This window comes from Burkholderia sp. MS389, assembly GCF_016899425.1.
In the GTDB taxonomy this organism is placed as follows: domain Bacteria; phylum Pseudomonadota; class Gammaproteobacteria; order Burkholderiales; family Burkholderiaceae; genus Burkholderia; species Burkholderia sola.
Window position 1 is genome coordinate 2,741,189 of record NZ_CP045995.1, and the last position, 20,238, is coordinate 2,761,426.

The 20,238-nt window shown below is 66.5% G+C and carries 20 protein-coding genes; 7 read left to right on the plus strand and 13 right to left on the minus strand.

Annotation, left to right across the window (positions count from 1 at the left end; all coding sequences use genetic code 11):
* Positions 1-136 precede the first annotated feature (136 nt).
* Entirely contained in the window at positions 137-835 is a 699-nt protein-coding gene (locus tag GJG85_RS28650; protein ID WP_050011356.1) for a phosphatase PAP2 family protein, read from the minus strand.
* Between the two features lie 258 nt (positions 836-1,093).
* Between GJG85_RS28650 and GJG85_RS28655 the strand changes: the two genes are divergently transcribed.
* On the plus strand, positions 1,094-2,203 hold the full coding sequence (locus GJG85_RS28655) for a PHB depolymerase family esterase (protein WP_089489132.1): 1,110 nt from the start codon (positions 1,094-1,096) through the stop codon (positions 2,201-2,203).
* Positions 2,204-2,283: 80 nt separating this feature from the next.
* A complete protein-coding gene (locus GJG85_RS28660) occupies positions 2,284-2,460 on the plus strand; it encodes a DUF3563 family protein (protein WP_069618521.1) in 177 nt (58 codons plus the stop codon).
* A 116-nt stretch (positions 2,461-2,576) separates the two neighbouring features.
* Here GJG85_RS28660 and GJG85_RS28665 read toward each other — a convergent pair whose 3' ends face one another.
* The 5 genes from GJG85_RS28665 to GJG85_RS28685 form a co-directional block, all read right to left on the minus strand.
* Positions 2,577-2,996, minus strand: coding sequence for an organic hydroperoxide resistance protein (locus tag GJG85_RS28665; RefSeq protein ID WP_050011354.1), 420 nt, complete (start codon positions 2,994-2,996; stop codon positions 2,577-2,579).
* Positions 2,997-3,158: 162 nt separating this feature from the next.
* On the minus strand, positions 3,159-3,611 hold the full coding sequence (locus GJG85_RS28670; protein ID WP_050011353.1) for a MarR family transcriptional regulator: 453 nt from the start codon (positions 3,609-3,611) through the stop codon (positions 3,159-3,161).
* 189 nt (positions 3,612-3,800) lie between these two features.
* Positions 3,801-4,610, minus strand: coding sequence for a BPSS1780 family membrane protein (locus GJG85_RS28675; protein ID WP_050011352.1), 810 nt, complete (start codon positions 4,608-4,610; stop codon positions 3,801-3,803).
* Positions 4,601-5,599, minus strand: coding sequence for a homoserine kinase (locus GJG85_RS28680; protein ID WP_050011351.1), 999 nt, complete (start codon positions 5,597-5,599; stop codon positions 4,601-4,603). The genes GJG85_RS28675 and GJG85_RS28680 overlap by 10 nt, the downstream gene beginning before the upstream one ends.
* Positions 5,600-5,698: 99 nt before the next feature.
* Positions 5,699-6,094: a hypothetical protein gene (locus GJG85_RS28685; protein ID WP_027782546.1), complete on the minus strand. Its 396-nt coding sequence runs from the start codon at positions 6,092-6,094 to the stop codon at positions 5,699-5,701.
* Between the two features lie 129 nt (positions 6,095-6,223).
* Here GJG85_RS28685 and GJG85_RS28690 point away from each other — a divergent pair, with 129 nt between their 5' ends.
* Positions 6,224-7,750, plus strand: coding sequence for an AMP nucleosidase (locus tag GJG85_RS28690; protein WP_050011350.1), 1,527 nt, complete (start codon positions 6,224-6,226; stop codon positions 7,748-7,750).
* Positions 7,751-8,031: 281 nt separating this feature from the next.
* Positions 8,032-8,229: a hypothetical protein gene (locus tag GJG85_RS28695; protein WP_124593245.1), complete on the plus strand. Its 198-nt coding sequence runs from the start codon at positions 8,032-8,034 to the stop codon at positions 8,227-8,229.
* A gap of 384 nt (positions 8,230-8,613) precedes the next feature.
* Here the strand turns inward: GJG85_RS28695 and GJG85_RS28700 are convergent, their stop codons facing one another.
* The 3 genes from GJG85_RS28700 to GJG85_RS28710 form a co-directional block, all read right to left on the minus strand.
* The gene (locus tag GJG85_RS28700; protein ID WP_204384129.1) at positions 8,614-9,585 is read right to left on the minus strand and encodes an aldo/keto reductase; all 972 of its coding nucleotides are present in this window, start codon (positions 9,583-9,585) and stop codon (positions 8,614-8,616) included.
* Between the two features lie 26 nt (positions 9,586-9,611).
* Entirely contained in the window at positions 9,612-10,415 is an 804-nt protein-coding gene (locus GJG85_RS28705; RefSeq protein WP_089489724.1) for a glucose 1-dehydrogenase, read from the minus strand.
* 63 nt (positions 10,416-10,478) lie between these two features.
* Positions 10,479-10,829, minus strand: a complete 351-nt coding sequence (locus GJG85_RS28710) for a cupin domain-containing protein (protein WP_239468960.1) — start codon at positions 10,827-10,829, stop codon at positions 10,479-10,481.
* 271 nt (positions 10,830-11,100) lie between these two features.
* Between GJG85_RS28710 and GJG85_RS28715 the strand changes: the two genes are divergently transcribed.
* Positions 11,101-12,033, plus strand: a complete 933-nt coding sequence (locus GJG85_RS28715) for a LysR family transcriptional regulator (protein WP_050011346.1) — start codon at positions 11,101-11,103, stop codon at positions 12,031-12,033.
* Positions 12,034-12,293: 260 nt separating this feature from the next.
* Here GJG85_RS28715 and GJG85_RS28720 read toward each other — a convergent pair whose 3' ends face one another.
* The 4 genes from GJG85_RS28720 to GJG85_RS28735 form a co-directional block, all read right to left on the minus strand.
* A complete protein-coding gene (locus GJG85_RS28720) occupies positions 12,294-12,857 on the minus strand; it encodes a Tautomerase enzyme (protein ID WP_204384131.1) in 564 nt (187 codons plus the stop codon).
* A gap of 149 nt (positions 12,858-13,006) precedes the next feature.
* Positions 13,007-13,999 carry a helix-turn-helix domain-containing protein gene (locus GJG85_RS28725; RefSeq protein ID WP_050011344.1) on the minus strand — a complete coding sequence of 331 codons (993 nt, stop codon included), beginning with the start codon at positions 13,997-13,999 and terminating at the stop codon, positions 13,007-13,009.
* Between the two features lie 170 nt (positions 14,000-14,169).
* Positions 14,170-14,469, minus strand: coding sequence for a hypothetical protein (locus GJG85_RS28730; protein ID WP_050011343.1), 300 nt, complete (start codon positions 14,467-14,469; stop codon positions 14,170-14,172).
* Between the two features lie 400 nt (positions 14,470-14,869).
* On the minus strand, positions 14,870-15,628 hold the full coding sequence (locus tag GJG85_RS28735) for a TIGR00730 family Rossman fold protein (RefSeq protein ID WP_050011342.1): 759 nt from the start codon (positions 15,626-15,628) through the stop codon (positions 14,870-14,872).
* A 1-nt stretch (position 15,629) separates the two neighbouring features.
* Here GJG85_RS28735 and polA point away from each other — a divergent pair, with 1 nt between their 5' ends.
* A complete protein-coding gene (polA, locus tag GJG85_RS28740; RefSeq protein ID WP_050011341.1) occupies positions 15,630-18,383 on the plus strand; it encodes a DNA polymerase I in 2,754 nt (917 codons plus the stop codon).
* 278 nt (positions 18,384-18,661) lie between these two features.
* Complete coding sequence (locus GJG85_RS28745; protein ID WP_050011340.1) at positions 18,662-19,996, plus strand: NAD(P)/FAD-dependent oxidoreductase; 1,335 nt, start codon at positions 18,662-18,664, stop codon at positions 19,994-19,996.
* The last annotated feature ends 242 nt before the right edge of the window (positions 19,997-20,238 follow it).

The window sequence follows — 20,238 nt, forward strand, 5'->3', positions numbered from 1 at the left end:
TAATATAGGGCGGGTTATAACGCTCGACATACTGCTCATGCGGCGGTGCGCATGAAATGATCAGACGTGAAGATCAGACGTGAAAACGGGCGGTGAAAACGGGCGGTGAAAACGGGCGGTGAAAACGGGCGGCCGGTCACGCGTGAAGCACAGGCGGCGCCGATTCGGTGCGCTGCAGCGACGACGGCTGCGACGCGGGATGGTAGTTCGGATTGGCCTTCCAGCGCGCGCGGACGAACGGGCGCTCGTGGCCCGACAGTTCCAGCGCGACCTTGGTGACCCAGCGATGCGACGGCACCGTGAGGCCGTGGAGCGCGACGGTGACGAGCGCGAGGCTCGCGACGACCGCCGGCACCGACCAGCGGTGCGGCGCCGCGCGCCACGAGCCGGCGATGAACGCGAGCGCGGCGATCGCGCCGACGATGCAGCCGGTGATCGATTCGGACGGCGAATGCGCGTCGAGCGCGACCCGCGACACGCCGACCGCGACGCCGGCCGCCAGCCCGAGCGCGATGCCGGCGATTCGCACCGGCGTGCGCGTGCGGATCAGCGCGAGGAAAATCGCGACCGGATACACCGACGTCGACAGCATCGCATGGCCGCTGAACCCGGTGAAATCCCACGCGCGGATGCCGATGCCCCAGCCGAGGAACGCGATCTTCGTGAGCGCCACCACGCCGATCGCGGCCGCGAGCACGCCGAGCCACGCGGCCGCGCGCTGCCACGAGTAGCCGAGCGCGAGCCAGACGGCTATCGTGATCGCGAGCGGCAACGTCAGGCCGGCGCCGCCGAACGCGGTGATCATGATCCACAGGTGAGCGGGCAGGTCGAACATCGGGAAGGGGACGAACGAAGGCGGGACAATGCTTAAATCAACGCGCGAGCCGGGAAGAACGACTACAACGGATACAAGCGACCAAACCCCAGTATAGCGCCGCGTCCGCATGAGGCCCGTTTTTTGCGCTGCCGGGCACGCTCGGCGAGCAGGAAAAATCCTGGAAACAATGTTATGGTGCATTGCACAAAGTCAAACGATGCATCCGTTGCGGCGCCTTCATCGCGCCCCTATTTTTCCTGACTGCGAGCCCGATCGATGACCAAAAGTCTGACCAAGGTGTGGCTGGGCGGCATGAAACGCATGCTGTCCCCGGCCGCCAAGCGCGCGGCGCGCGACGCGCAGCGCATCACGCGCGACGCACTCGAGGCCGCGGCCTCTCCCGCCGTGTCCGATCCGTCCCCGCCACGCGAATCGCGCGTGCGGCCGCGCGCGGCCGCGTGGGCGGCGGGCGAGTGGACGCGCGGCGAACATCCGATGGCGCCCGCGCTCGGCCGCCTCGTCCAGAATCTCGCGTACGGGCTTTACGTACCGCCCGGCCGCCGGCGTGGCGCGATGCCGCTCGTCGTGATGCTGCACGGGTGCCAGCAGTCGGCGGACGAATTCGCGCAGGGCACGCGAATGAACCTGCTGGCCGACAAGCACGGCTTCGCGGTGCTGTACCCGGAACAGTCGCTGCGCGCGCACGCGCATGGTTGCTGGCACTGGTATGAAGACACCGACCGCGCGGGGCGCGGCGAGGCGGACACGGTGGCGGCGCTGGTCGACGCGCTGGTCGACGAGCACGGCTTCGACGCGTCGCGCGTCTACGTCGCGGGGCTGTCGGCCGGCGCGGGGCTTGCGTCGCTGCTTGCGCTGCACCACCCGGACCGTTTCGCGGCGGTCGCGTTGCACTCGGGCCCCGCGTTCGGCGAAGCGAATTCCGGCATCACCGCGATGGACGTGATGCGCCGCGGGCTGCGGCAGAACCCGGCCGCGGCGGTCGACGCGCTGGTCGATGCCGGTGCGTATCCGGGCATGCCCGCGCTGATCGTCCAGGGCGACGGCGATCATGTCGTCGCGCCGAAGAATGCCGATCAGCTGACCGTCCAGTTCATGCGCCTGAACGGGCTCGCCGACAGCCGGGGCGCGCTGCGCGGCGGCGAGCGCGTCGAGACGCGCAAAACGGGCGTCCAGATTACCGACGTGTGCCGCGACGGCGAGCCGGTCGTGCGGCTGTGCCACGTGAAAGGGCTCGATCACGCGTGGGCCGGCGGCGACGAAGCCGTGCCGTTTCACGCGGCGGTCGGCCCCGACGCCAGCGCGATGATCTGGGCTTTTTTCGAAGCCCATCGCCGCACTGTGGCGACCGAACGACGCACCGTTTGATCGACGCTGGTCAAAGACTAGGGTTTTCCCTATAATTCGGGAAAACCCTAGTCCAGAACCTTTGAACAGCGAGATCGACCATGTACCTGCTGAGCCACCTCTTCCTGATGCTGACCAAGAACGCTGAAAAGGCCGCGAAAGAGCGCGCCGACGCGTACCTGGCCGAAGCCACCGACATCTACGATCTCGAATTCCGCATGCGCAAGATCGATCGCGACGCGGCAATGAACCGTCCGTATTCGATCGGCGCGCGCTAAGCGGCGCACGCGGGCCTGCCGGCCCGCCATTTCGACGAATCGTGCAAAAGGGCGCGTGCGGCATGGAGCCGCACGCGCCCTTTTTGTACTCTACTGCAGCCGCAACCTGCGTCGCGTCAGACGACCGTCAGGCGCACCGGCACGTTGTTGCGCGTGGCGTTCGAATACGGGCACACGTGGTGCGCCTTGTCGACCAGCGTTTGCGCGTCGTTCTTGTCCAGCCCCGGCAGCGACACGCGCAGCTCGATGTCGAGCCCGAAGCCGCCTGCGTCGTTCGGGCCGATGCCCACTTCCGCGGTGACTTGCGTATCGGCCGGCAGCGTCTGCTTGTTCTGGCCCGCGACGAATTTCATCGCGCTCAGGAAACAGGCCGAGTAACCTGCGGCAAACAGTTGCTCCGGATTCGTGCCTTCCGCACCCGTGCCGCCGAGTTCGCGCGGCGCGGCCAGCTTCACTTCCAGCTTGTGGTCGGCGGATACCGCGCGGCCGTCGCGGCCGCCCGTGCTCGTGGCGCTGGTCTTGTACAGAATGTTCATCGTGCAGCTCCTGTCGGGAAGAGAGGGAGAAAGCGGTCCGGTTGGACGGGATGTCGCCGGCCATGACCAGAATATAGAACACAAATGATTAGTGTGCAAATCAAATTTTTAAAAAAAACCGGCGGCGCCGGGTAGGTCGGTCCGAGTTTCAGCGTGCGAGCGTCAGCGTTCGTTGGCCACCGACAACGCGTCGCGCAACTGCTGGAGATCGGCGCGCAGCCTGATCAGGAAGTCGGGTGTCTGTTGCATCGCGCAAAAGAGGTCGGCGGGCACCGAGCGCGCGCGGTCCTTCAGCGCACGGCCTTCCGACGTCACGCGCACGTTGACGACGCGTTCGTCCGCCGCGCTGCGCACGCGCTCGACGTAGCCGAGCGCTTCCAGCCGCTTGAGCAGCGGCGTGACCGTGGCCGGATCGAGGTCGAGCCGCGCGGCGATGTCCTTTACGGCCAGGTCGTCGCGCTCCCACAGCACGAGCATCGCGAGATATTGGGGATAGGTCAGCGACAGCTTGTCGAGCAGCGGCTTGTACGCCTTCGTCATCGCGTGCGAAGTCGAGTAAAGCGCGAAGCAGAGTTGCTCGTCGAGCGTCTGGGGCAGGGAAGGCGGGCGATCCATGATTCGGGAAGCGCGTCGGATGCGCGAACGATTTGTACGCAAATTATTTTGCGCGCAAAAGATCGGGTTGAACAGAGGCGCCCGAAGCTTTGGATACCGGAAAAGGGAGAGATCAGAAGCGCGCGGGGCGACGACCCGGTACTGGAAACAGCGCGGCGGCGCTGACGACGCGCGCCGGCCGGGAGAGGGTCAGCGGCCCGACATCGTCGTCGTCGCGCCCGGTTCCTGTACGCCGAAGCAGCCGCGATAGGTCGCGTAGAACGAGCAGTACAGCATCGTGACGATGATGATCGTCACCGGCATCATGATCGTCAGCGCGTACGCGCCGGCGCCGAGCGCCTGCAGCAGCAGCGACAGCGCGAGCGACGTGCCGAGCGCGACGGCGAACCACAGCACGCCGTACACGACGAACGCGCCGCGATTGCGCCAGCAACTGACGACGCTGAAGAACAGCGCCTTCGCGGGCGGAACGTCATGCCACGCGACCAGCACCGGCGCGAACCAGAACAACATCGCGACCGGCAGATAGAGCAGCGTCGCGAAGAACAGCGCGCCCAGCGTGCCTTGCGCGGCGAGCGTCTCGGGCGTCGTGTTCGCTTCGTCGGCCGCGCCCATCATCACGTGGAACAGCGCGCCGCCGTCCACGAGCGACGACGCGGCGAACACCAGCACCATCGACGCGACGTAGATCACGCCGAGCACGAGCAGCCGCTGGGTCGCGACGGTGCCGTACGAGCGAAAGCCGTCGACGAGGATCGTCGGCATCACGGTCTTGCCGGCCACCGTGTCGCGGCACGCGGCCATGAAGCCGACCGCGATGCCGGGAATGAACACCAGCGGCAGCGCGGAGCCGATCACGGGCACCATCGACACCAGCGTGATCGCGAGCAGATACGTGAAGAACAGCGTGATGAACGCGAGCGGATTCCGGCGGAACAGCCAGATGCCTTGACGGAACCAGACATAGCCCGTTTTCGCGGGCACTTCGATCAGTTGCATGCGGTTTGGATCTCGGGAAGCGCGGGCGTATGCGCGATACGCTCACGCAGGATGCGTTCGAAATGGCCGGGGTCGTGCGGCTTGAGCATCTCGGCCGCGCGCGGCAGGTAGAAGTCGTACAGGCGCGACACCCAGAAGCGGTACGCGCCCGCGCGCAGCATGTCGCTCCAGTGGCGGCGTTCCTCGGCCGTGAACGGCCGGACCGTCTGGTACGCGCGCAGCAGCGCATCGGCGCGCGCGACGTCGAGCACGCCGGTCGCGAGGTCGACGCACCAGTCGTTGACGGTGACCGCGACGTCGAACAGCCACTTGTCGCAGCCTGCGAAATAGAAGTCGAAGAAGCCGCCGAGCCGCACGTCGTGGCCGGTGCCGGGCGCCGCGTGCGCAAACAGCACGTTGTCGCGGAACAGGTCGCAATGGCATGGGCCGGCCGGCAGCGCCGCATAGTCGTCCGACGCGAAGAAGCCGGCCTGGTGCGCGAGCTCGCCTTCGAGCAGCGTGCGTTGCGCGTCCGTGATGAACGGCACGATCGCCGGCACGTTCTCCTGCCACCACGGCAGGCTGCGCAGGTTCGGCTGGCTGCGCGGATAGTCGCGGCCCGCGAGGTGCAGGCGCGCGAGCATCTGCCCGACCTCGATGCAGTGTTCGACTCCGGGCGCGAGTTCGGCCGCGCCGTCGAGTTTCGTGACGATCGCGGCCGGCTTGCCGTGCAGCTCGCCGAACAACGCGCCGTCGTCACGCGGGACCGGGTCCGGCACCGGCACGCCGTGGGCGGCCAGGTGGCGCATCAGGTCGAGGTAGAACGGCAACTGCTGCGCCGTGAGCTTTTCGAAGATCGTGAGGACGTATTCGCCGCGCGTCGTCGTCAGGAAGAAATTGCTGTTTTCGATACCGGACGGAATGCCGCGGAACGCAAGCACGTCGCCCAGTTCGTAGTGGCGCATCCATTGCGCGAGATCGGAGTCGGAAACAGCGGTGAAAACGGCCATGCGGGATGCGTCAGGTCAGGGTGTCGGCACGCGGGCGGCGTGCGGCGCGACAGCGGGTGAAGGGGCGGGGCGGCGCGGTCGGGGCGCGGCGCCTCGGAATCAGTAGCGCAGGTTCAGCGACGGCAGGCGCGTGATCGGGACGCCCGCGTCGTGCGGCTTCGGCGACGTGTCGGGCGTCGAGCTCATCTGGTAGCGCGTGCCGAAGTTCGACTTCACGTCGATCTCGACCGGCTTGCCGCGGTCGCGGTACTCGGTGACTTCGGTGCCGTTCTTGCTCTTTTCGTGGAAGCTCGGCGTGCGGCGGATGTCGGCGAAGTCGACTTTCGACGTGACTTCGGCGCCCGGCCGGTTGATCTTGCGGAGATCGGGCAGGCCGGCGGCTTCGTTGGCCTCGGCCCGGGCCTGCGCGTCGGCGTCAGGCGTGCCGCCGGCGGCATGAGCGACGCTGGCGGCGGCAAACGCGACGGCAGCGGCGACGAAAATGAGCGGCTTCATGATGAGTCTCCAGTGAACCTACCGATTTTAGCAAATACTGCGCGCCATCCGGCCCCGGCGTGCGCAGGGGCGGCCATAAGCGCGACCGGGTTCCGTGGTAATGTCGTCGGATCAGACGAGGTAATGACAATGAAGAACGATTTGAGCCGCCGGCACCGTGTGCTGTCGCCCGAAAGCCCGTCGATCGAGGCTTTCGACGATCCGATCGCTGCCGTCGCGCGGCTGTCCGCCATTTACGACACGAATACGGGCTTCTTGCGCGATGCATTTGCGCGCTATCGCCGCCACGAAGCGATTACCGAGCACGTGCGCGCGTGCTATCCGTTCGTGCGGATCCGCACCGACGTCAACACGCACGTCGATTCGCGCCGCTCGTACGGCTTCGTCGCGGGGCCGGGCGTATTCGAGACGACGGTCACGCGCCCCGATCTCTTCGCGAACTACTACCGCGAGCAACTGCGCCTGCTGGCGAAGAACCACCATGTCAAGATCGAGATCGGCGTGTCGTCGCAGCCGATTCCGATCCATTTCGCGTTTCCGGAAGGCATCCATCTCGAGGGCGAGCTCGATCGCGACCGCCTGCTCGCGATGCGCGACATCTTCGACACGCCCGACCTGTCGTATCTCGACGACCGCATCGTCAACGGCACGTTCGAGCCGGCGCCGGGCGAGCCGCATCCGCTCGCGCTGTTCACGGCCGCGCGCGTCGACTTCTCGCTGCATCGGCTGCGCCACTACACGGCGACGTCGCCCACGCATTTCCAGAACTACGTGCTCTACACGAACTACCAGTTCTACATCGACGAGTTCGTGAAGCTCGGCCGCACGATGATGACGGAAAGCGACGATCCCGAGGTGCGCGCGTACCGCAGCGAGTACAGCGCGTTCGTCGAGCCGGGCGACGTCGTCACGTACAACGCGAACCTCGGCGGCGAGCCGGCCGAGGGCACCGCGCCGCCGCGCCTGCCGCAGATGCCTGCGTATCACCTGAAGCGCGCGGACGGCAGCGGGATCACGATGGTCAACATCGGCGTCGGCCCGTCGAACGCGAAGACGATCACCGATCACATCGCGGTGCTGCGCCCGCACGCGTGGGTGATGCTCGGCCACTGCGCGGGGCTGCGCAACACGCAGCGCCTGGGCGACTACGTGCTCGCGCACGGCTACGTGCGGGAAGATCACGTGCTCGACGCCGACCTGCCGCTATGGGTGCCGATCCCGGCGCTGGCCGAAGTGCAGCTCGCGCTCGAGCGCGGCGTGGCCGAGGTCACGCGGCTCGAGGGCGTGGAACTGAAGCGCGTGATGCGCACGGGCACGGTCGCGAGCGTCGACAACCGCAACTGGGAGCTGCGCGACCATCGGGAGCCCGTGCAGCGGCTGTCGCAGAGCCGCGCGATCGCGCTCGACATGGAAAGCGCGACGATCGCCGCGAACGGTTTCCGCTTCCGCGTGCCGTACGGCACGCTGCTGTGCGTGTCGGACAAGCCGCTGCACGGCGAGCTGAAGCTGCCGGGTATGGCCGACACGTTCTATCGCGGACAGGTCGACCAGCATCTGCAGATCGGCGTGAAGGCGATGGAGATCCTGCGCACGAACGGGCTCGACAAGCTGCATAGCCGGAAGCTGCGGAGCTTCGCGGAAGTGGCGTTCCAGTAACGCGCATGACTGGCAGGCGGGGCGATGGGCTGCCGGGCTTTGCGGCGGCCGGCGCGCGCCTGCCCTGCGTCACCCATCCGGTCGCCGGGACACTCGTCGTGGCCGCAATGTGGCCTTCGTACTCGGACGCGACCATTTTCTCCAATTTGGAAGTTGTCCTATAGTTTTGTCCTTGTCATCGAGAATATGCTCTCCTGCGTGGCGTTCTCCGACGCCCGCACGAAGGAACGGCGAACAGCCGATCCAATTGATTCCTATAATATTGAGAGTAGACATATCCGATGAAAATCAAAATCCTGCTGGCTTCCCTGATGCTCACTGCTTCGCTATCGGCCATGGCTCAAGCGGTGATCGGTCCATCCAAGCCGCAGCCGCCTTGCGAAAGAGAAGCGGTGCTCGGCCCGTCCGATCCTTGCAAACCTGTCGCAGTGGTCGGCCCGAGCAAACCCAAACCGTGTTGGTGCTACATCGTTAAGTAAGCCGTGAAACAGGCGCGCCCATCCTTGGGTGCGCCTCGTTCGCAGGTTGAAGAGCGACAGGGAAGGGAACGCGTCGATGGCGCGACGGAGCGGCCTCTACTGCGCAAGCCCGGGGGAGACACCGGCAGCCTGGAGATTTCATCGTTCATCAGCCGTCGGCTTTTTCCCGTCATTGTGATCGCTACGGTCTCCGTTCTGAGCGGCGCCATGAAGGCGTGCCCGGCACGGAGGATCGATTGAAGGCGGTGACGGTATTCGTCTGCGTCGCCGTCGGCGGCGTCAGTTGGGTGCGTTGAACTGCATGTGCTCCAGTGGCGCGGGCCGCACGTTCCGTTGTCTTCGCGCAGCGCACGCCTTCAACCGGGTCAGCTCCCCGCATCGCCGTTACCACTGCACCGGTTCGACCGTTCGATTGAACGCGACCTCGAGCAACGCGTTTTCAGCATCGTCGAGCGTCAGATCGAGCGCCGCGAGCGCATCGTCCAAGTGATGCGGCTTCGACAGCCCGACGATCGGCGCGGTGACGCCGGGCCGGTGCAGCGCCCACGCCAGGGCAATCCGCGCGGGCGGTAGCCCATGCGCCTGCGCCACCTGCCTGACCGCATCGACGGTCGCCGCGACCGCGTCGCGCCCGTCGTACCAGGACACCATTTGCCGGTCGGTTGCGGCCCGCGTCGTCGCCGCATCACGCGAGCCGGCCAGTAGCCCGCGGCCGAGCGGGGACCACGGCGTGTAGGCCATCCCTTCTGCGATGCAAAGCGGCAGCATGTCGCGCTCGTTGTCGCGGCAGATCAGGCTGTACTGGCTCTGCATCGACACGAATCGGGCGAGTCCGTGATGCCGTTGAAACGCGAGCATCTTCATGAATTGCCATGCATGCATCGACGACGCGCCGAGGTAGCGGACCTTGCCGCTCCTCACGAGGGTATCGAGCGCATCGAGCGTTTCTTCGATCGGCGTGTCCGGATCGAACCGGTGGATCACGTAGAGATCGACGTAATCCGTCCCGAGGCGCTGCAGCGACGCATCGATGCTGGCGAGCAGATGCTTGCGCGACAGCCCGCGCGCATTCGGCCCGTCGCCGGTCGGAAAGAACGCCTTGGTTGCGATCACCACGTCGTCGCGCGTCGCGAAATCGCGCAGCGCGCGCCCGAGAATGCGCTCGCTCTCGCCGCCCGAGTAGATGTCGGCCGTGTCGAAGAAATTCACCCCCGCATCGAGTGTCGTGCGAATGAAAGGGCGAGCCACCTCCTCGGTCGTGACCCACGGGCGCCATGACGGGTCGCCGTAGGTCATGCAGCCCAGGCACAGCGTCGACACCTTCAGCCCGGACGCTCCCAGTCTCACGTATTCCATCGGTTCTTCCTCCGTGGCAGTGCCGGTCAGCGCATGCCGCCGATCGTGTAGCCGCCGTCGACCAGGAGCGATTCGCCCGTCACGAAGCGCGCTTCGTCGCTGCAAAGCCAGACGGCCGCGTCGGCCACGTCTTCGGGCGTGCCGATCCGCCGGGCGGGCGTGAATGCGGCGAACGGGCGGAACATCTCGTCGTCGCCGAAACGGCGCGCCATCGGCGTATCGATGATGCCGGGGTTCACGTTGTTGATCCGGATGCGGTGCGGGCCGCCTTCGAGCGCCACCGCGCGCACCAGCGTATCGAGCGCGCCCTTGCTGGCCGAATAGGTCGACGAGCCGGCAAGCGCGCCTTTCGCGAGCCACGACGACGTATTGACGATCGCACCGCCGCCGTGCGCGAGCATTGCCTCCATTTCGTATTTGATCGACAGCCACGTACCCTTGAGATTGGTGGCGATCACCGTGTCGAAGTCGGCCTCGGTCTGTTCCACGATCGGCGCGAACGCCCCTTCCGTACCCGCATTGTTGAATGCCGCATGCAATGCGCCGTAGCGTCCGATCGTTGCGTCGACGAGCGCACGCACGCCATCGGCGGAGGCGACGTCGATGGTTATCGCGAAGGCTTCGCCGCCGCGCCCGGTAATCGCGCGCACGGTTTCGTCGAGCGGCGCCGCGCGCCGTCCGGCAACGACGACGCGGGCGCCTTCACGCGCGAATGCGAGCGCGGCCGCCCGGCCGATGCCGGTGCCGCCGCCGGTGACGAGCGCGACGCGTCCGTCGAGCCGGGGCCGCGTCGCGGCGGAAGAGGTTGACAGGCTCCGTGAATCGGACATGACGAGTTGCTCCATGTGAAGGGAAACGAGCCGGCCGACTGGCCGGGGGCAGGGTCGAGGTGCTTAGTCCTGGCGGTCGGGCACCGTCAGGGGCGCGCCAGGCGTACCGGCGTAGAACACGATCAGTTCGGCGCGCTCGTCGCCGGTCTCGCCGCGATGGGCGCCGTCGATCATTTCCGGCACCACGTCGCCGGGACCGAGCGCCAGCCGCTTGCCGTCGCTGCGGCGCACGGCGGTGAGGTGGCCCGACAGCACGTAGCCGATGTTGATCGACGGATGCGTATGCCACGGCAATACCGCGTGCGGCGGAATCGTGTAGCGTACGACCGTGATTTCCGGTTGTCCTGACGGATAGGTGCGATATCGCGAGCCGTCCCACGCATGCGTGGTTCGCAGCAGTACCGTCTCGGTCACGCGGCTGCCCGCGTCCGCTTCCTGTGCGATTGCTCGGGGCGAACCGGCGACGATCAATGCGGCCGCGAAGACGGTTCGCGAAACGACTGAAAATGAAAATGTGTTCATGGCGACGGGCCGTTTGGCCCCGGGTATCCAGACAGCGCCATTGTGCGAAGCAGGGTGCCGCGCGAATAGCACCTGACCGGTTGAAACCGATTCAACCGATCGGACAGGCGTTACGATGCCAGGGACGATCGCCCGGGCGTTCCGGGCTTGACGGGAGCTGCGAATGGATCGGTTGAAGGCGCTGACGGTATTCGTCCGTATCGCGGCCGCGGGCGGTATCAGCGCGGGCGCCCGCGAGCTGGGCATGACGCCGCAAGCGGCCAGCAAGCAGGTCGCGGCGCTGGAAGCGCTGTTGAACGTGCGGCTGCTCCAGCGCTCGACGCGCGGGATCGTGCTGACGCTCGAGGGTGAGCGTTTGCTTGCACAGTGCCGCGGCGCTGTCGGGGAACTGGAGAGCGCGCTGCGCATGCTCGACGACGATCGGGCGCACGCGGCCGGCACGATCCGTGTTGCGGCGCCGTATTCGCTGGCTCGGCGCTTTCTCGCGCCACTGCTCGGCGAATTCTGCGACCGGCAGCCGGGCGTCACGGCCGAGCTGATCGTCAGCGACGACATGGCCGACATCGTCGAGCAGCGGATCGACATCGCCGTGCGGACCGGCAATCTGCCCGACAGCGGGCTCGTTGCACGACGCATCGCCGATCTGCAATTGATCGTCTGCGCGGCGCCCGCGTATCTGCGTCGACACGGCGAGCCGCAGACGATCGACGCGCTGCGCGATCATCGTTGCACCGCGTTCCTGTATCCGCGCACCGGCAAGCCGTTTCCGTGGGAATTCCTGGTTGATGGTCGGGTCGACACACGACAGATCGCCCCGTTCATCGCGACCAACGACATCGATGCGGAACTCGACACGGTACTGAGCGGCGCCGCGATCGGCCAGTTCTTCGGCTATTCGGTTCACGCGCACATTCGCGAGGGGCGTCTCGTGCCGCTGCTGATCCGGCACGTGACCTGCCGTTACGGCCTGCACCTGTGCATGCCGCAGCGCATGCATCTGCCGCGGAGGAGCCGTTTGCTGATGGATTTCCTCGCCGCCCGGCTTGGCGCGCATCCGGATCTCGCACCGCTTTCGTTTGCGGAGGTGTCGGCATGACACACGCGTGATCGCGGGCGAGCCTCCGTGCGGCTGCGCGTCGTCGCTCCGCGCTCGCCCATCTTCAAGAGCCCCGGCTGGCAATGACAGTCGTCATGGTTGCGATCGGCGCGTTCGTCGGGCCGTGCGACGTCGTCACGGCCAATGCGAACCCTGGTGGCGAGTCGGGCGAGGTCGCCGCGCCGTTGCGTGCGCCGCAGATGCCCGCATCACCTGAAGCCGGGTTCGGGCATCGGGAGGCGGTACGCGCTCGCCGAGCATCAGTTCGCGAGCTCGGCGTTGCGAGTGAGCGACAGGTCTTGATGCGTCTCGCGCATCGCGGCGAGTGCGGCTTCGAGCATCGCGATCGCATCCGTGCGCCGCTTGATCGCCAGCCGCTGTTCTCCGAGCGCCCGCAGCGGTGCGCCGCCGAAATAGTCCATGATGTCGGGCAGGCGGCGCACGACGCCGCGGCTGCCCCAACAGCCGTCGTCGATTTCCGATGGAAAGACCCACACACGCGCCGCGATGGTGGCGATCGGCACGCCTTCCGCGCGAGCCACAGCGGCGGTCACGTCCGCAATCAGCCCAGCACGCGCGGCGTCCGTGTACTGCCCTTCCGGCACGGTCGGCACGATCCGATAGATCGGCGCGGGCGCGACCGCCCCGGCGCGATACACGGCCGCCGGCCGATGGACGAAGATCCATGTCACGTCCCGCACGCGCGGATTGTCGGGATCGAGTCCCTCGTGGCGGATCAGCGTGTCCATCAGTTCTTCCATCAGTTGTGCTTCGGCATCCGGTGCGAGCGCGCCTTCGGGAATGTATACGTCGATCATCGGCATGATGGTGTCCTGGTTCGGTGGAGAGGGTGCCGCTCCGAGGCGGGGCGACGTGAATCCAGTGTACGAACCTCATGCTGACGCGCAGAGTGGCGAAACTGCCATTCGACGATGCCATTTCCGCCATCGTTTCCGATGCCGGTTGCGCGAGGTTAGGGCGTGAAGCGACGGCGATATTCGCCGGGGGAGATGCCGGTCTCGCGCTTGAACAATTGCCGAAAGCCGCTGATGTCCGCGTAGCCGACGCGCTCGCAGACCGTGTCGATCGCGAGCTTCGTTTCCGCGAGCAGCCGCTTCGCGACTTCGATCCTGAGTGTCTGCAGATACCTGAGCGGCGGCGCGCCCACGGCGTCTCTGAAGCGGCGGTGGAGCGAGCGTTCGCTCATCGCGACGTGATCGCTCAGCCGGGCGAGGCTGAAGGGTTCCCGCAGGTGCTTTTCCATCCAGCGCTGGGCGCGCGCGATGGTTGGATCGTCGTGCCCGCGATGGCCCATCCGGTCGAGGTCGATGAACGAATCCTGCGAGACGCGGTTCATGTCGATCAGCATGAGCCTGGCGACCGACGCGGCAAGGCGCGCATTCGCCAGTTTGTCGATGAGTCGCAGCGCGAGATTCTGGTACGAGGTGACGGCGCCGCCGCACAGGATGCCGTCCTGCTCGGTCAGGATGTCCGACGCACGCAGCGCTACGTCCGGATAGCGTGCGCGGAAGCTCGATGCTTTCGACCAGTGCGTCGTGGCAAGGCGGCCGTCGAGCAGGCCGGCCTCCGCGAGCAGGAATGTGCCGGTGCAGTACGTCGCGATCAGCGTGCCGCGTGCGTGTTGCCGGCGCAGCGCGTCGAACAGTGGCGCGAGCGTTGCGGGCCGATCGAGCAGCCGCTCGAGATCCGCGACGAACGGGCTGGTCAGCCAGATCGCGTCGGCGGGACTGCTGCCGTCGATCGCGCCATCGACCGGGATGATCAGGCCGGAGGTCGTTCGCACCGGCCGTCCGCCGATCGATTCGACGCGCCAGCGAAACGGTGCGCTCGTGCGGCCCTGCGAAGTCGTCGAGGCGAGATGGTTGGCCGCCGCGAGCATGTCAGTCGGCGCGGCGACGCCGGATGCAAGGGCCTGATCGACGACCCAGATTCGGATGAGCGGCATGAGTGGCGGAAATGGCCTCGGAGAAGGGCGATACTACCACCCGGTGCCGAGCGATTTCGCGGGTCGTCAGGCCGTCGATTCATGCGGTCGGGCGCTCGACAATCAAAAGGCCGCCCGGCGCCGAAGCGCCCGGGCGGCCTTGCGTGCATCGAGCGACCGCGCCGTGCCGGTCAGCACTCGCCTTTCTTCGCGTGTCCCGGCGGGCAGTGATAGCCGCGGTGATCGTCACGGCCGCGATAGCGCTGGTGATCCTCCCACTCGCGGCGTTCCCAGTAGCGGCGGCCGTCCCAGTAGCGATCGCCATGCCAGCCAATGATGATCGCGGGCGCCGGGGCGACCACGACGGGCGCAGGCGCGACGACGACCGGTGCGGGCGTGCCGATGTTGACGTCGACGTTGACGGCGTGGGCGAGGCCGGACAGCGAAAGGCCGAGGCCGGCGAAGGCAAGGGCGATCAGCGAGCGTTGCATGTTCTTTTCCGTGAGGTCGTTATAAGAGGCCGGCGCGACACGATGGAAGCGAGGGGGACCGTTCCACCGGGGGGGAACGCCGGGCCGACACAATGCAGTGTGCTGGTACGCGACGAAAAAGGCGAGGCGTGTTTGTTACGGCGGATTGGCGGCCGGCAGGCGCATGGGAACGGATACCACGCCGAACCGTTTGACAATGGCGGGCTGCGGGCAGGGCGGGCCGCGCTGTGTCGCACGGCGCCGGCTGCGCGAATTTGACATTCGGCGGCGCGCGGCCGCGGCGCGGGATTAACAGCGCGTTACAAAGTGACACGCGGCAGGTGGCGGGATCGCCACGCGTGCCGTGCGGGAAGCCGTCCGCCGTCCGCCGGCCGTCGGGCCGGTGGACGTCACGGATGGATTACAGATAGAACATCCGGTCTTCTTCGGGGCGCGGCGGATGGCCGTCTTCGTCCGAACCTTCTTCCTCGCCGCTGTCCTCGTAGAACGCGAGCACCGCGTCGAGCACCTGGTCGGGATCGTCGATCACCTGCATCAGATCCATGTCTTCCGGATTGATCAGGCCCATCGGAATCAGTTGATCGCGGAACCATTGCAGCAGCCCCTTCCAGAACTCGCTGCCGACGAGGATGATCGGCACGAGGCGCGATTTTTTCGTCTGGATCAGCGTGAGCACTTCGGACAGCTCGTCGAGCGTGCCGAAGCCGCCCGGCATCACGATCACCGCATCCGAATTCTTCACGAACGTGACCTTGCGCGTGAAGAAGTGGCGGAAGCGCAGCGAGATGTCCTGATAGTGGTTGCCGGCCTGCTCGTGCGGCAGCTCGATGTTCAGGCCGACCGACGGCGCCTTGCCGGCGTGCGCACCCTTGTTCGCGGCTTCCATGATGCCGGGGCCGCCGCCGGAGATCACCGCGAAGCCGGCGTCCGACAGCTTGCGCGCGATCTGCGCGGCGAGCTTGTAGTGCGGCGTGTCGGGTTTGAGGCGGGCAGAACCGTAGATGCTGACAGCCGGGCGGATCTCCGACAGGTACTCGGTCGCCTCGATAAACTCTGCCATAATCGTGAACATCTGCCACGATGCGCGCGCCTTCTTGGCCGTCGCGCGCTCTTGATCTGCGAGCGAACGCAGACTCGGAATCACTTTTCTCTTGTTCATAATGCCTGAAGAACGAAATCTGGAAGGTAAGACCCTGCTATTGGTTGACGGTTCGAGCTATCTGTATCGGGCTTACCATGCGATGCCTGATTTGCGTGGCCCTGGCGGGGAGCCGACCGGAGCGCTCTACGGAATCATCAACATGCTGCGCCGTATGCGCAAGGAAGTCAGTGCAGAGTATAGCGCTTGCGTGTTCGATGCAAAGGGCAAGACGTTCCGCGACGACCTTTATGCGGACTATAAGGCAAACCGTCCGTCGATGCCGCCCGACCTCGCGTTGCAGGTCGAGCCGATCCACGGCGCGGTGCGCGCGCTCGGCTGGCCGCTGCTGATGGTCGAAGGCGTCGAGGCCGACGACGTGATCGGCACGCTCGCGCGCGAAGCCGAACGGCACGGGATGAACGTGATCGTGTCGACGGGCGACAAGGATCTCGCGCAGCTCGTGACCGACCGCGTCACGCTCGTCAACACGATGACCAACGAGACGCTCGACCGCGACGGTGTGCTCGCGAAGTTCGGCGTGCCGCCCGAGCGCATCATCGACTACCTCGCGCTGATCGGCGACACCGTCGACAACGTGCCGGGCGTCGAGAAATGCGGGCCGAAGACGGCCGTGAAATGGCTGTCGCAATACGACAGCCTCGATGGCGTCATCGAACACGCGGCCGACATCAAGGGCGTGGTTGGCGACAACCTGCGCCGCGCGCTCGACTTCCTGCCGCTCGGCCGCAAGCTCGTGACGGTCGACACCGCGTGCGATCTCGCACCGCATCTCGACTCGATCGAAGCGTCGCTGAAGAGCGACGGCGAGGCGCGCGACCTGCTGCGCGACATCTTCGCGCGCTACGGCTTCAAGACCTGGCTGCGCGAAGTCGAGAGCGCACCGGCCGAAGGCGGCGGCGCTGACGCGCCGGAAGGCGAGCCGGCTCCGGTGATCGCAGCCGACGTCGTGCGCGAATACGACACGATCCAGACTTGGGAACAGTTCGATGCGTGGTTCGCGAAGATCGATGCGGCCGCGCTGACCGCGTTCGACACCGAGACGACCGCGCTCGATCCGATGCTCGCGCGGCTCGTCGGCCTGTCGTTCTCGATCGAGCCGGGCAAGGCGGCCTACCTGCCGGTCGCGCACCGCGGCCCCGACATGCCCGAGCAGCTTCCGCTCGACGAAGTGCTCGCGCGCCTGAAGCCGTGGCTCGAATCGGCCGATCGCAAGAAGGTCGGCCAGCACCTGAAGTACGACGCACAGGTGCTCGCGAACTACGACATCGCGCTGAACGGCATCGAGCACGACACGCTGCTCGAATCGTACGTGCTCGAATCGCACCGCACGCACGACATGGACAGCCTCGCGCTGCGGCATCTCGGCGTCAAGACGATCAAGTACGAGGACGTGGCCGGCAAGGGCGCGAAGCAAATCGGTTTCGACGAAGTGGCGCTCGAGCAGGCCGCCGCGTATGCAGCCGAAGATGCGGACATCACGCTGCAGCTTCACCAGGCGCTGTATCCGCAGGTCGCGCGCGAGCCGGGCCTCGAGCGCGTGTACCGCGAGATCGAGATGCCGGTGTCGCTCGTGCTGCGCAAGATGGAGCGCACCGGCGTGCTGATCGACGACGTACTGCTGCAGGCGCAAAGCACCGAAATCGCGACGCGCCTGATCGAACTCGAGGGCGAGGCGTACGAACTGGCGGGCGGCGAATTCAATCTCGGCTCGCCGAAGCAGATCGGGCAGATCTTCTTCGAGAAGCTGCAGTTGCCGGTCGTGAAGAAGACGCCGAGCGGCGCGCCGTCGACCGACGAGGAAGTGCTGCAGAAGCTCGCCGAGGACTACCCGTTGCCGAAGCTGCTGCTCGAGCATCGCGGGCTGTCGAAGCTGAAGTCGACCTATACCGACAAGCTGCCGCGGATGGTGAACCCCAGCACCGGCCGCGTGCACACGAATTATGCGCAGGCAGTCGCGGTGACGGGCCGCCTTGCGTCGAACGACCCCAATCTTCAGAACATTCCGGTGCGCACGGCCGAAGGCCGGCGCATCCGCGAGGCGTTCATCGCGTCGCCGGGCCACCGGATCGTGTCGGCCGACTATTCGCAGATCGAACTGCGGATCATGGCGCACATCTCGGGCGACGCGTCGCTGCTGCGCGCGTTCTCGCAAGGCGAGGACATCCACCGCGCGACGGCCGCCGAGGTGTTCGGCGTGACGCCGCTGGAGGTCAATTCCGACCAGCGCCGGATTGCGAAGGTGATCAACTTCGGGCTCATCTACGGGATGAGCGCGTTCGGGCTCGCATCGAATCTCGGCATCACGCGCGACGCGGCGAAGCTCTATATCGACCGCTATTTCACGCGCTATCCGGGCGTCGCGCAGTACATGGAAGACACGCGCGCGATCGCGAAGGAGAAGGGCTACGTCGAAACCGTGTTCGGTCGCCGCCTGTGGCTGCCGGAGATCAACGGCGGCAACGGTCCGCGCCGCCAGGCGGCCGAGCGCGCGGCCATCAATGCACCGATGCAGGGCACGGCGGCCGACCTGATCAAGCTGTCGATGATCGCGGTGGACGACTGGCTCACGCGCGACCGGCTTGCGTCGCGGATGATCATGCAGGTGCACGATGAACTGGTGCTCGAGGTGCCCGACAGCGAGCTGTCGCTCGTGCGCGAGAAACTGCCGGAAATGATGTGCGGCGTCGCGAAGCTGAAGGTGCCGCTGGTCGCCGAAGTGGGCGCCGGCGCGAACTGGGAAGAGGCACACTGACGCACCCCGTGCGATTCCCCGCTTCCCGCGGCATATTGTTGCAGGGATGCCAAATATCGAGATGGTTTGCTTGTGGTCAACGCGCAAGCTCCCGGACAATGCATGTCAGTCATGTCATTGACGCGGGGCGGCGCGCCCCGCGTGCCGGATCGGTCGCATCGTAGTGCTTCGAACTGCACATCGATGATGTCCGAACCGGTTAATCCACCGGGCGGCGCGCGTGCATCGCGTTTGCTTCATCCGGCGGCAGCCGTTTCGACTCGCAAAGGGAGAATCAGATGCATCGGATCATCATCGTAGGCGGAGGCGCGGGCGGCCTGGAACTGGCGACGCGGCTCGGCGACCGTTACGGTGCGCGCGGCAATCGTCCCGCGCGTGCGCTCGTCACGCTCGTCGACCGCAATCCGACTCACATCTGGAAACCGCTGCTGCACGAGGTCGCGGCCGGCAGCATGGACCCGTTCACGCAGGAACTCGAATATGCGGCGCAGGCGCGCTGGCACGGCTTCGAGTTCCAGCAGGGCGAGTTGACCGGGCTCGACCGCGCGGCGAAGCGCGTGACGCTGTCGCCGCTCAACGACAGCGACGGCGAGGAACTGTTGCCGGCGCGCGAGCTGGAATACGACACGCTCGTGATCGCGATCGGCAGCACGACCCACTTCTTTGGCGTGCAGGGCGCGCCGGAAAACGCGATCGCACTCGACACGGTCGGGGAGGCCGAACGCTTCCGCAAGCGGCTGATCGCGGCATGCATGCGCGCCGAGCACCAGGCACCGGCGCCCACCGTGCCCGGCGAGTCGGCCGAGCCGCGTATCCAGGTCGTGATCGTCGGCGGCGGCGCGACGGGCGTCGAGCTGTCCGCGGAGCTGCGCAATACCGCGCAGGTGCTGTCGGTATACGGGCTGCACAAGCTCGATCCGCGCCATGACGTCGGCATCGTGCTGATCGAGTCGGGGCCGCGGATCCTGCCGGCACTGCAGGAGCGCGTGTCGACGGCGACGGCCGAACTGCTCGAAAAGCTCGGCGTGCGGCTGATGCTCGGCGAGCGCGTGACCGAGGTGGCGCCCGGGCTCGTGCATACCGCGAGCGGCAAGGCGGTGCGCGCGGACCTGACGGTCTGGGCGGCCGGCATCAAGGCGCCGTCCGTGCTGTCGCACCTCGACGGCCTTCAGGTCAACAAGCTCGGTCAGCTCGACGTGCGTCGCACACTGCAGACCTTCACCGACGACAACGTGTTCGCACTCGGCGATTGTGCGGCCTGTGCATGGCCGGGCAACGAACGCAACGTGCCGCCGCGCGCGCAGGCGGCGCACCAGCAGGCGAGTTTCCTGCTCAAGGCGATCGGCTGCCGGCTCGAAGGGCGCCCGCAGCCGGAGTTCACGTATCGCGATTTCGGTTCGCTCGTATCGCTCGGTCACTTCAGCGCGGTCGGCAACCTGATGGGCGGGCTGATCGGCGGCAACATGCTGATCGAAGGGCTGTTCGCACGCTTCATGTACATGTCGCTGTACCGGCTGCACATCGCGGCGCTGCACGGTTATCCGCGGATGATGCTCGACACGGTCGCGCACTGGCTGCGGCGCACGACGCTGCCGCGCGTCAAGCTGCACTGATCGCGTCGTCGCGCGCGGAGCGGGCGGGGAATGCGCATGTCGTGCGTGTTCGCCGCCCGTTTTTCTTTTCGATTCGCGAGGATTCGGTCGCGCGCCGAAGCGCGAGACGTGCGGCCGCGCGTCGTAATCGAGTCTTACACATCCGACAGTTGACGCGACAACGGATTATTGGGCATCTTGTCCGGGTTTTCGTTTGCGGCGGGGTGCCAACCGCCGCGACTTCCGCGCCGCGCGCCGGTGCG

Coding starts and splice junctions, on each gene's coding strand:
- GJG85_RS28650 (WP_050011356.1), bottom strand. CDS start 835: ATGTTCGACCTGCCCGCTCACCTGTGGATCATGATCACCGCGTTCGGC.
- GJG85_RS28655 (WP_089489132.1), top strand. CDS start 1,094: ATGACCAAAAGTCTGACCAAGGTGTGGCTGGGCGGCATGAAACGCATG.
- GJG85_RS28660 (WP_069618521.1), top strand. CDS start 2,284: ATGTACCTGCTGAGCCACCTCTTCCTGATGCTGACCAAGAACGCTGAA.
- GJG85_RS28665 (WP_050011354.1), bottom strand. CDS start 2,996: ATGAACATTCTGTACAAGACCAGCGCCACGAGCACGGGCGGCCGCGAC.
- GJG85_RS28670 (WP_050011353.1), bottom strand. CDS start 3,611: ATGGATCGCCCGCCTTCCCTGCCCCAGACGCTCGACGAGCAACTCTGC.
- GJG85_RS28675 (WP_050011352.1), bottom strand. CDS start 4,610: ATGCAACTGATCGAAGTGCCCGCGAAAACGGGCTATGTCTGGTTCCGT.
- GJG85_RS28680 (WP_050011351.1), bottom strand. CDS start 5,599: ATGGCCGTTTTCACCGCTGTTTCCGACTCCGATCTCGCGCAATGGATG.
- GJG85_RS28685 (WP_027782546.1), bottom strand. CDS start 6,094: ATGAAGCCGCTCATTTTCGTCGCCGCTGCCGTCGCGTTTGCCGCCGCC.
- GJG85_RS28690 (WP_050011350.1), top strand. CDS start 6,224: ATGAAGAACGATTTGAGCCGCCGGCACCGTGTGCTGTCGCCCGAAAGC.
- GJG85_RS28695 (WP_124593245.1), top strand. CDS start 8,032: ATGAAAATCAAAATCCTGCTGGCTTCCCTGATGCTCACTGCTTCGCTA.
- GJG85_RS28700 (WP_204384129.1), bottom strand. CDS start 9,585: ATGGAATACGTGAGACTGGGAGCGTCCGGGCTGAAGGTGTCGACGCTG.
- GJG85_RS28705 (WP_089489724.1), bottom strand. CDS start 10,415: ATGTCCGATTCACGGAGCCTGTCAACCTCTTCCGCCGCGACGCGGCCC.
- GJG85_RS28715 (WP_050011346.1), top strand. CDS start 11,101: ATGGATCGGTTGAAGGCGCTGACGGTATTCGTCCGTATCGCGGCCGCG.
- GJG85_RS28720 (WP_204384131.1), bottom strand. CDS start 12,857: ATGCCGATGATCGACGTATACATTCCCGAAGGCGCGCTCGCACCGGAT.
- GJG85_RS28725 (WP_050011344.1), bottom strand. CDS start 13,999: ATGCCGCTCATCCGAATCTGGGTCGTCGATCAGGCCCTTGCATCCGGC.
- GJG85_RS28730 (WP_050011343.1), bottom strand. CDS start 14,469: ATGCAACGCTCGCTGATCGCCCTTGCCTTCGCCGGCCTCGGCCTTTCG.
- GJG85_RS28735 (WP_050011342.1), bottom strand. CDS start 15,628: ATGAACAAGAGAAAAGTGATTCCGAGTCTGCGTTCGCTCGCAGATCAA.
- polA (WP_050011341.1), top strand. CDS start 15,630: ATGCCTGAAGAACGAAATCTGGAAGGTAAGACCCTGCTATTGGTTGAC.
- GJG85_RS28745 (WP_050011340.1), top strand. CDS start 18,662: ATGCATCGGATCATCATCGTAGGCGGAGGCGCGGGCGGCCTGGAACTG.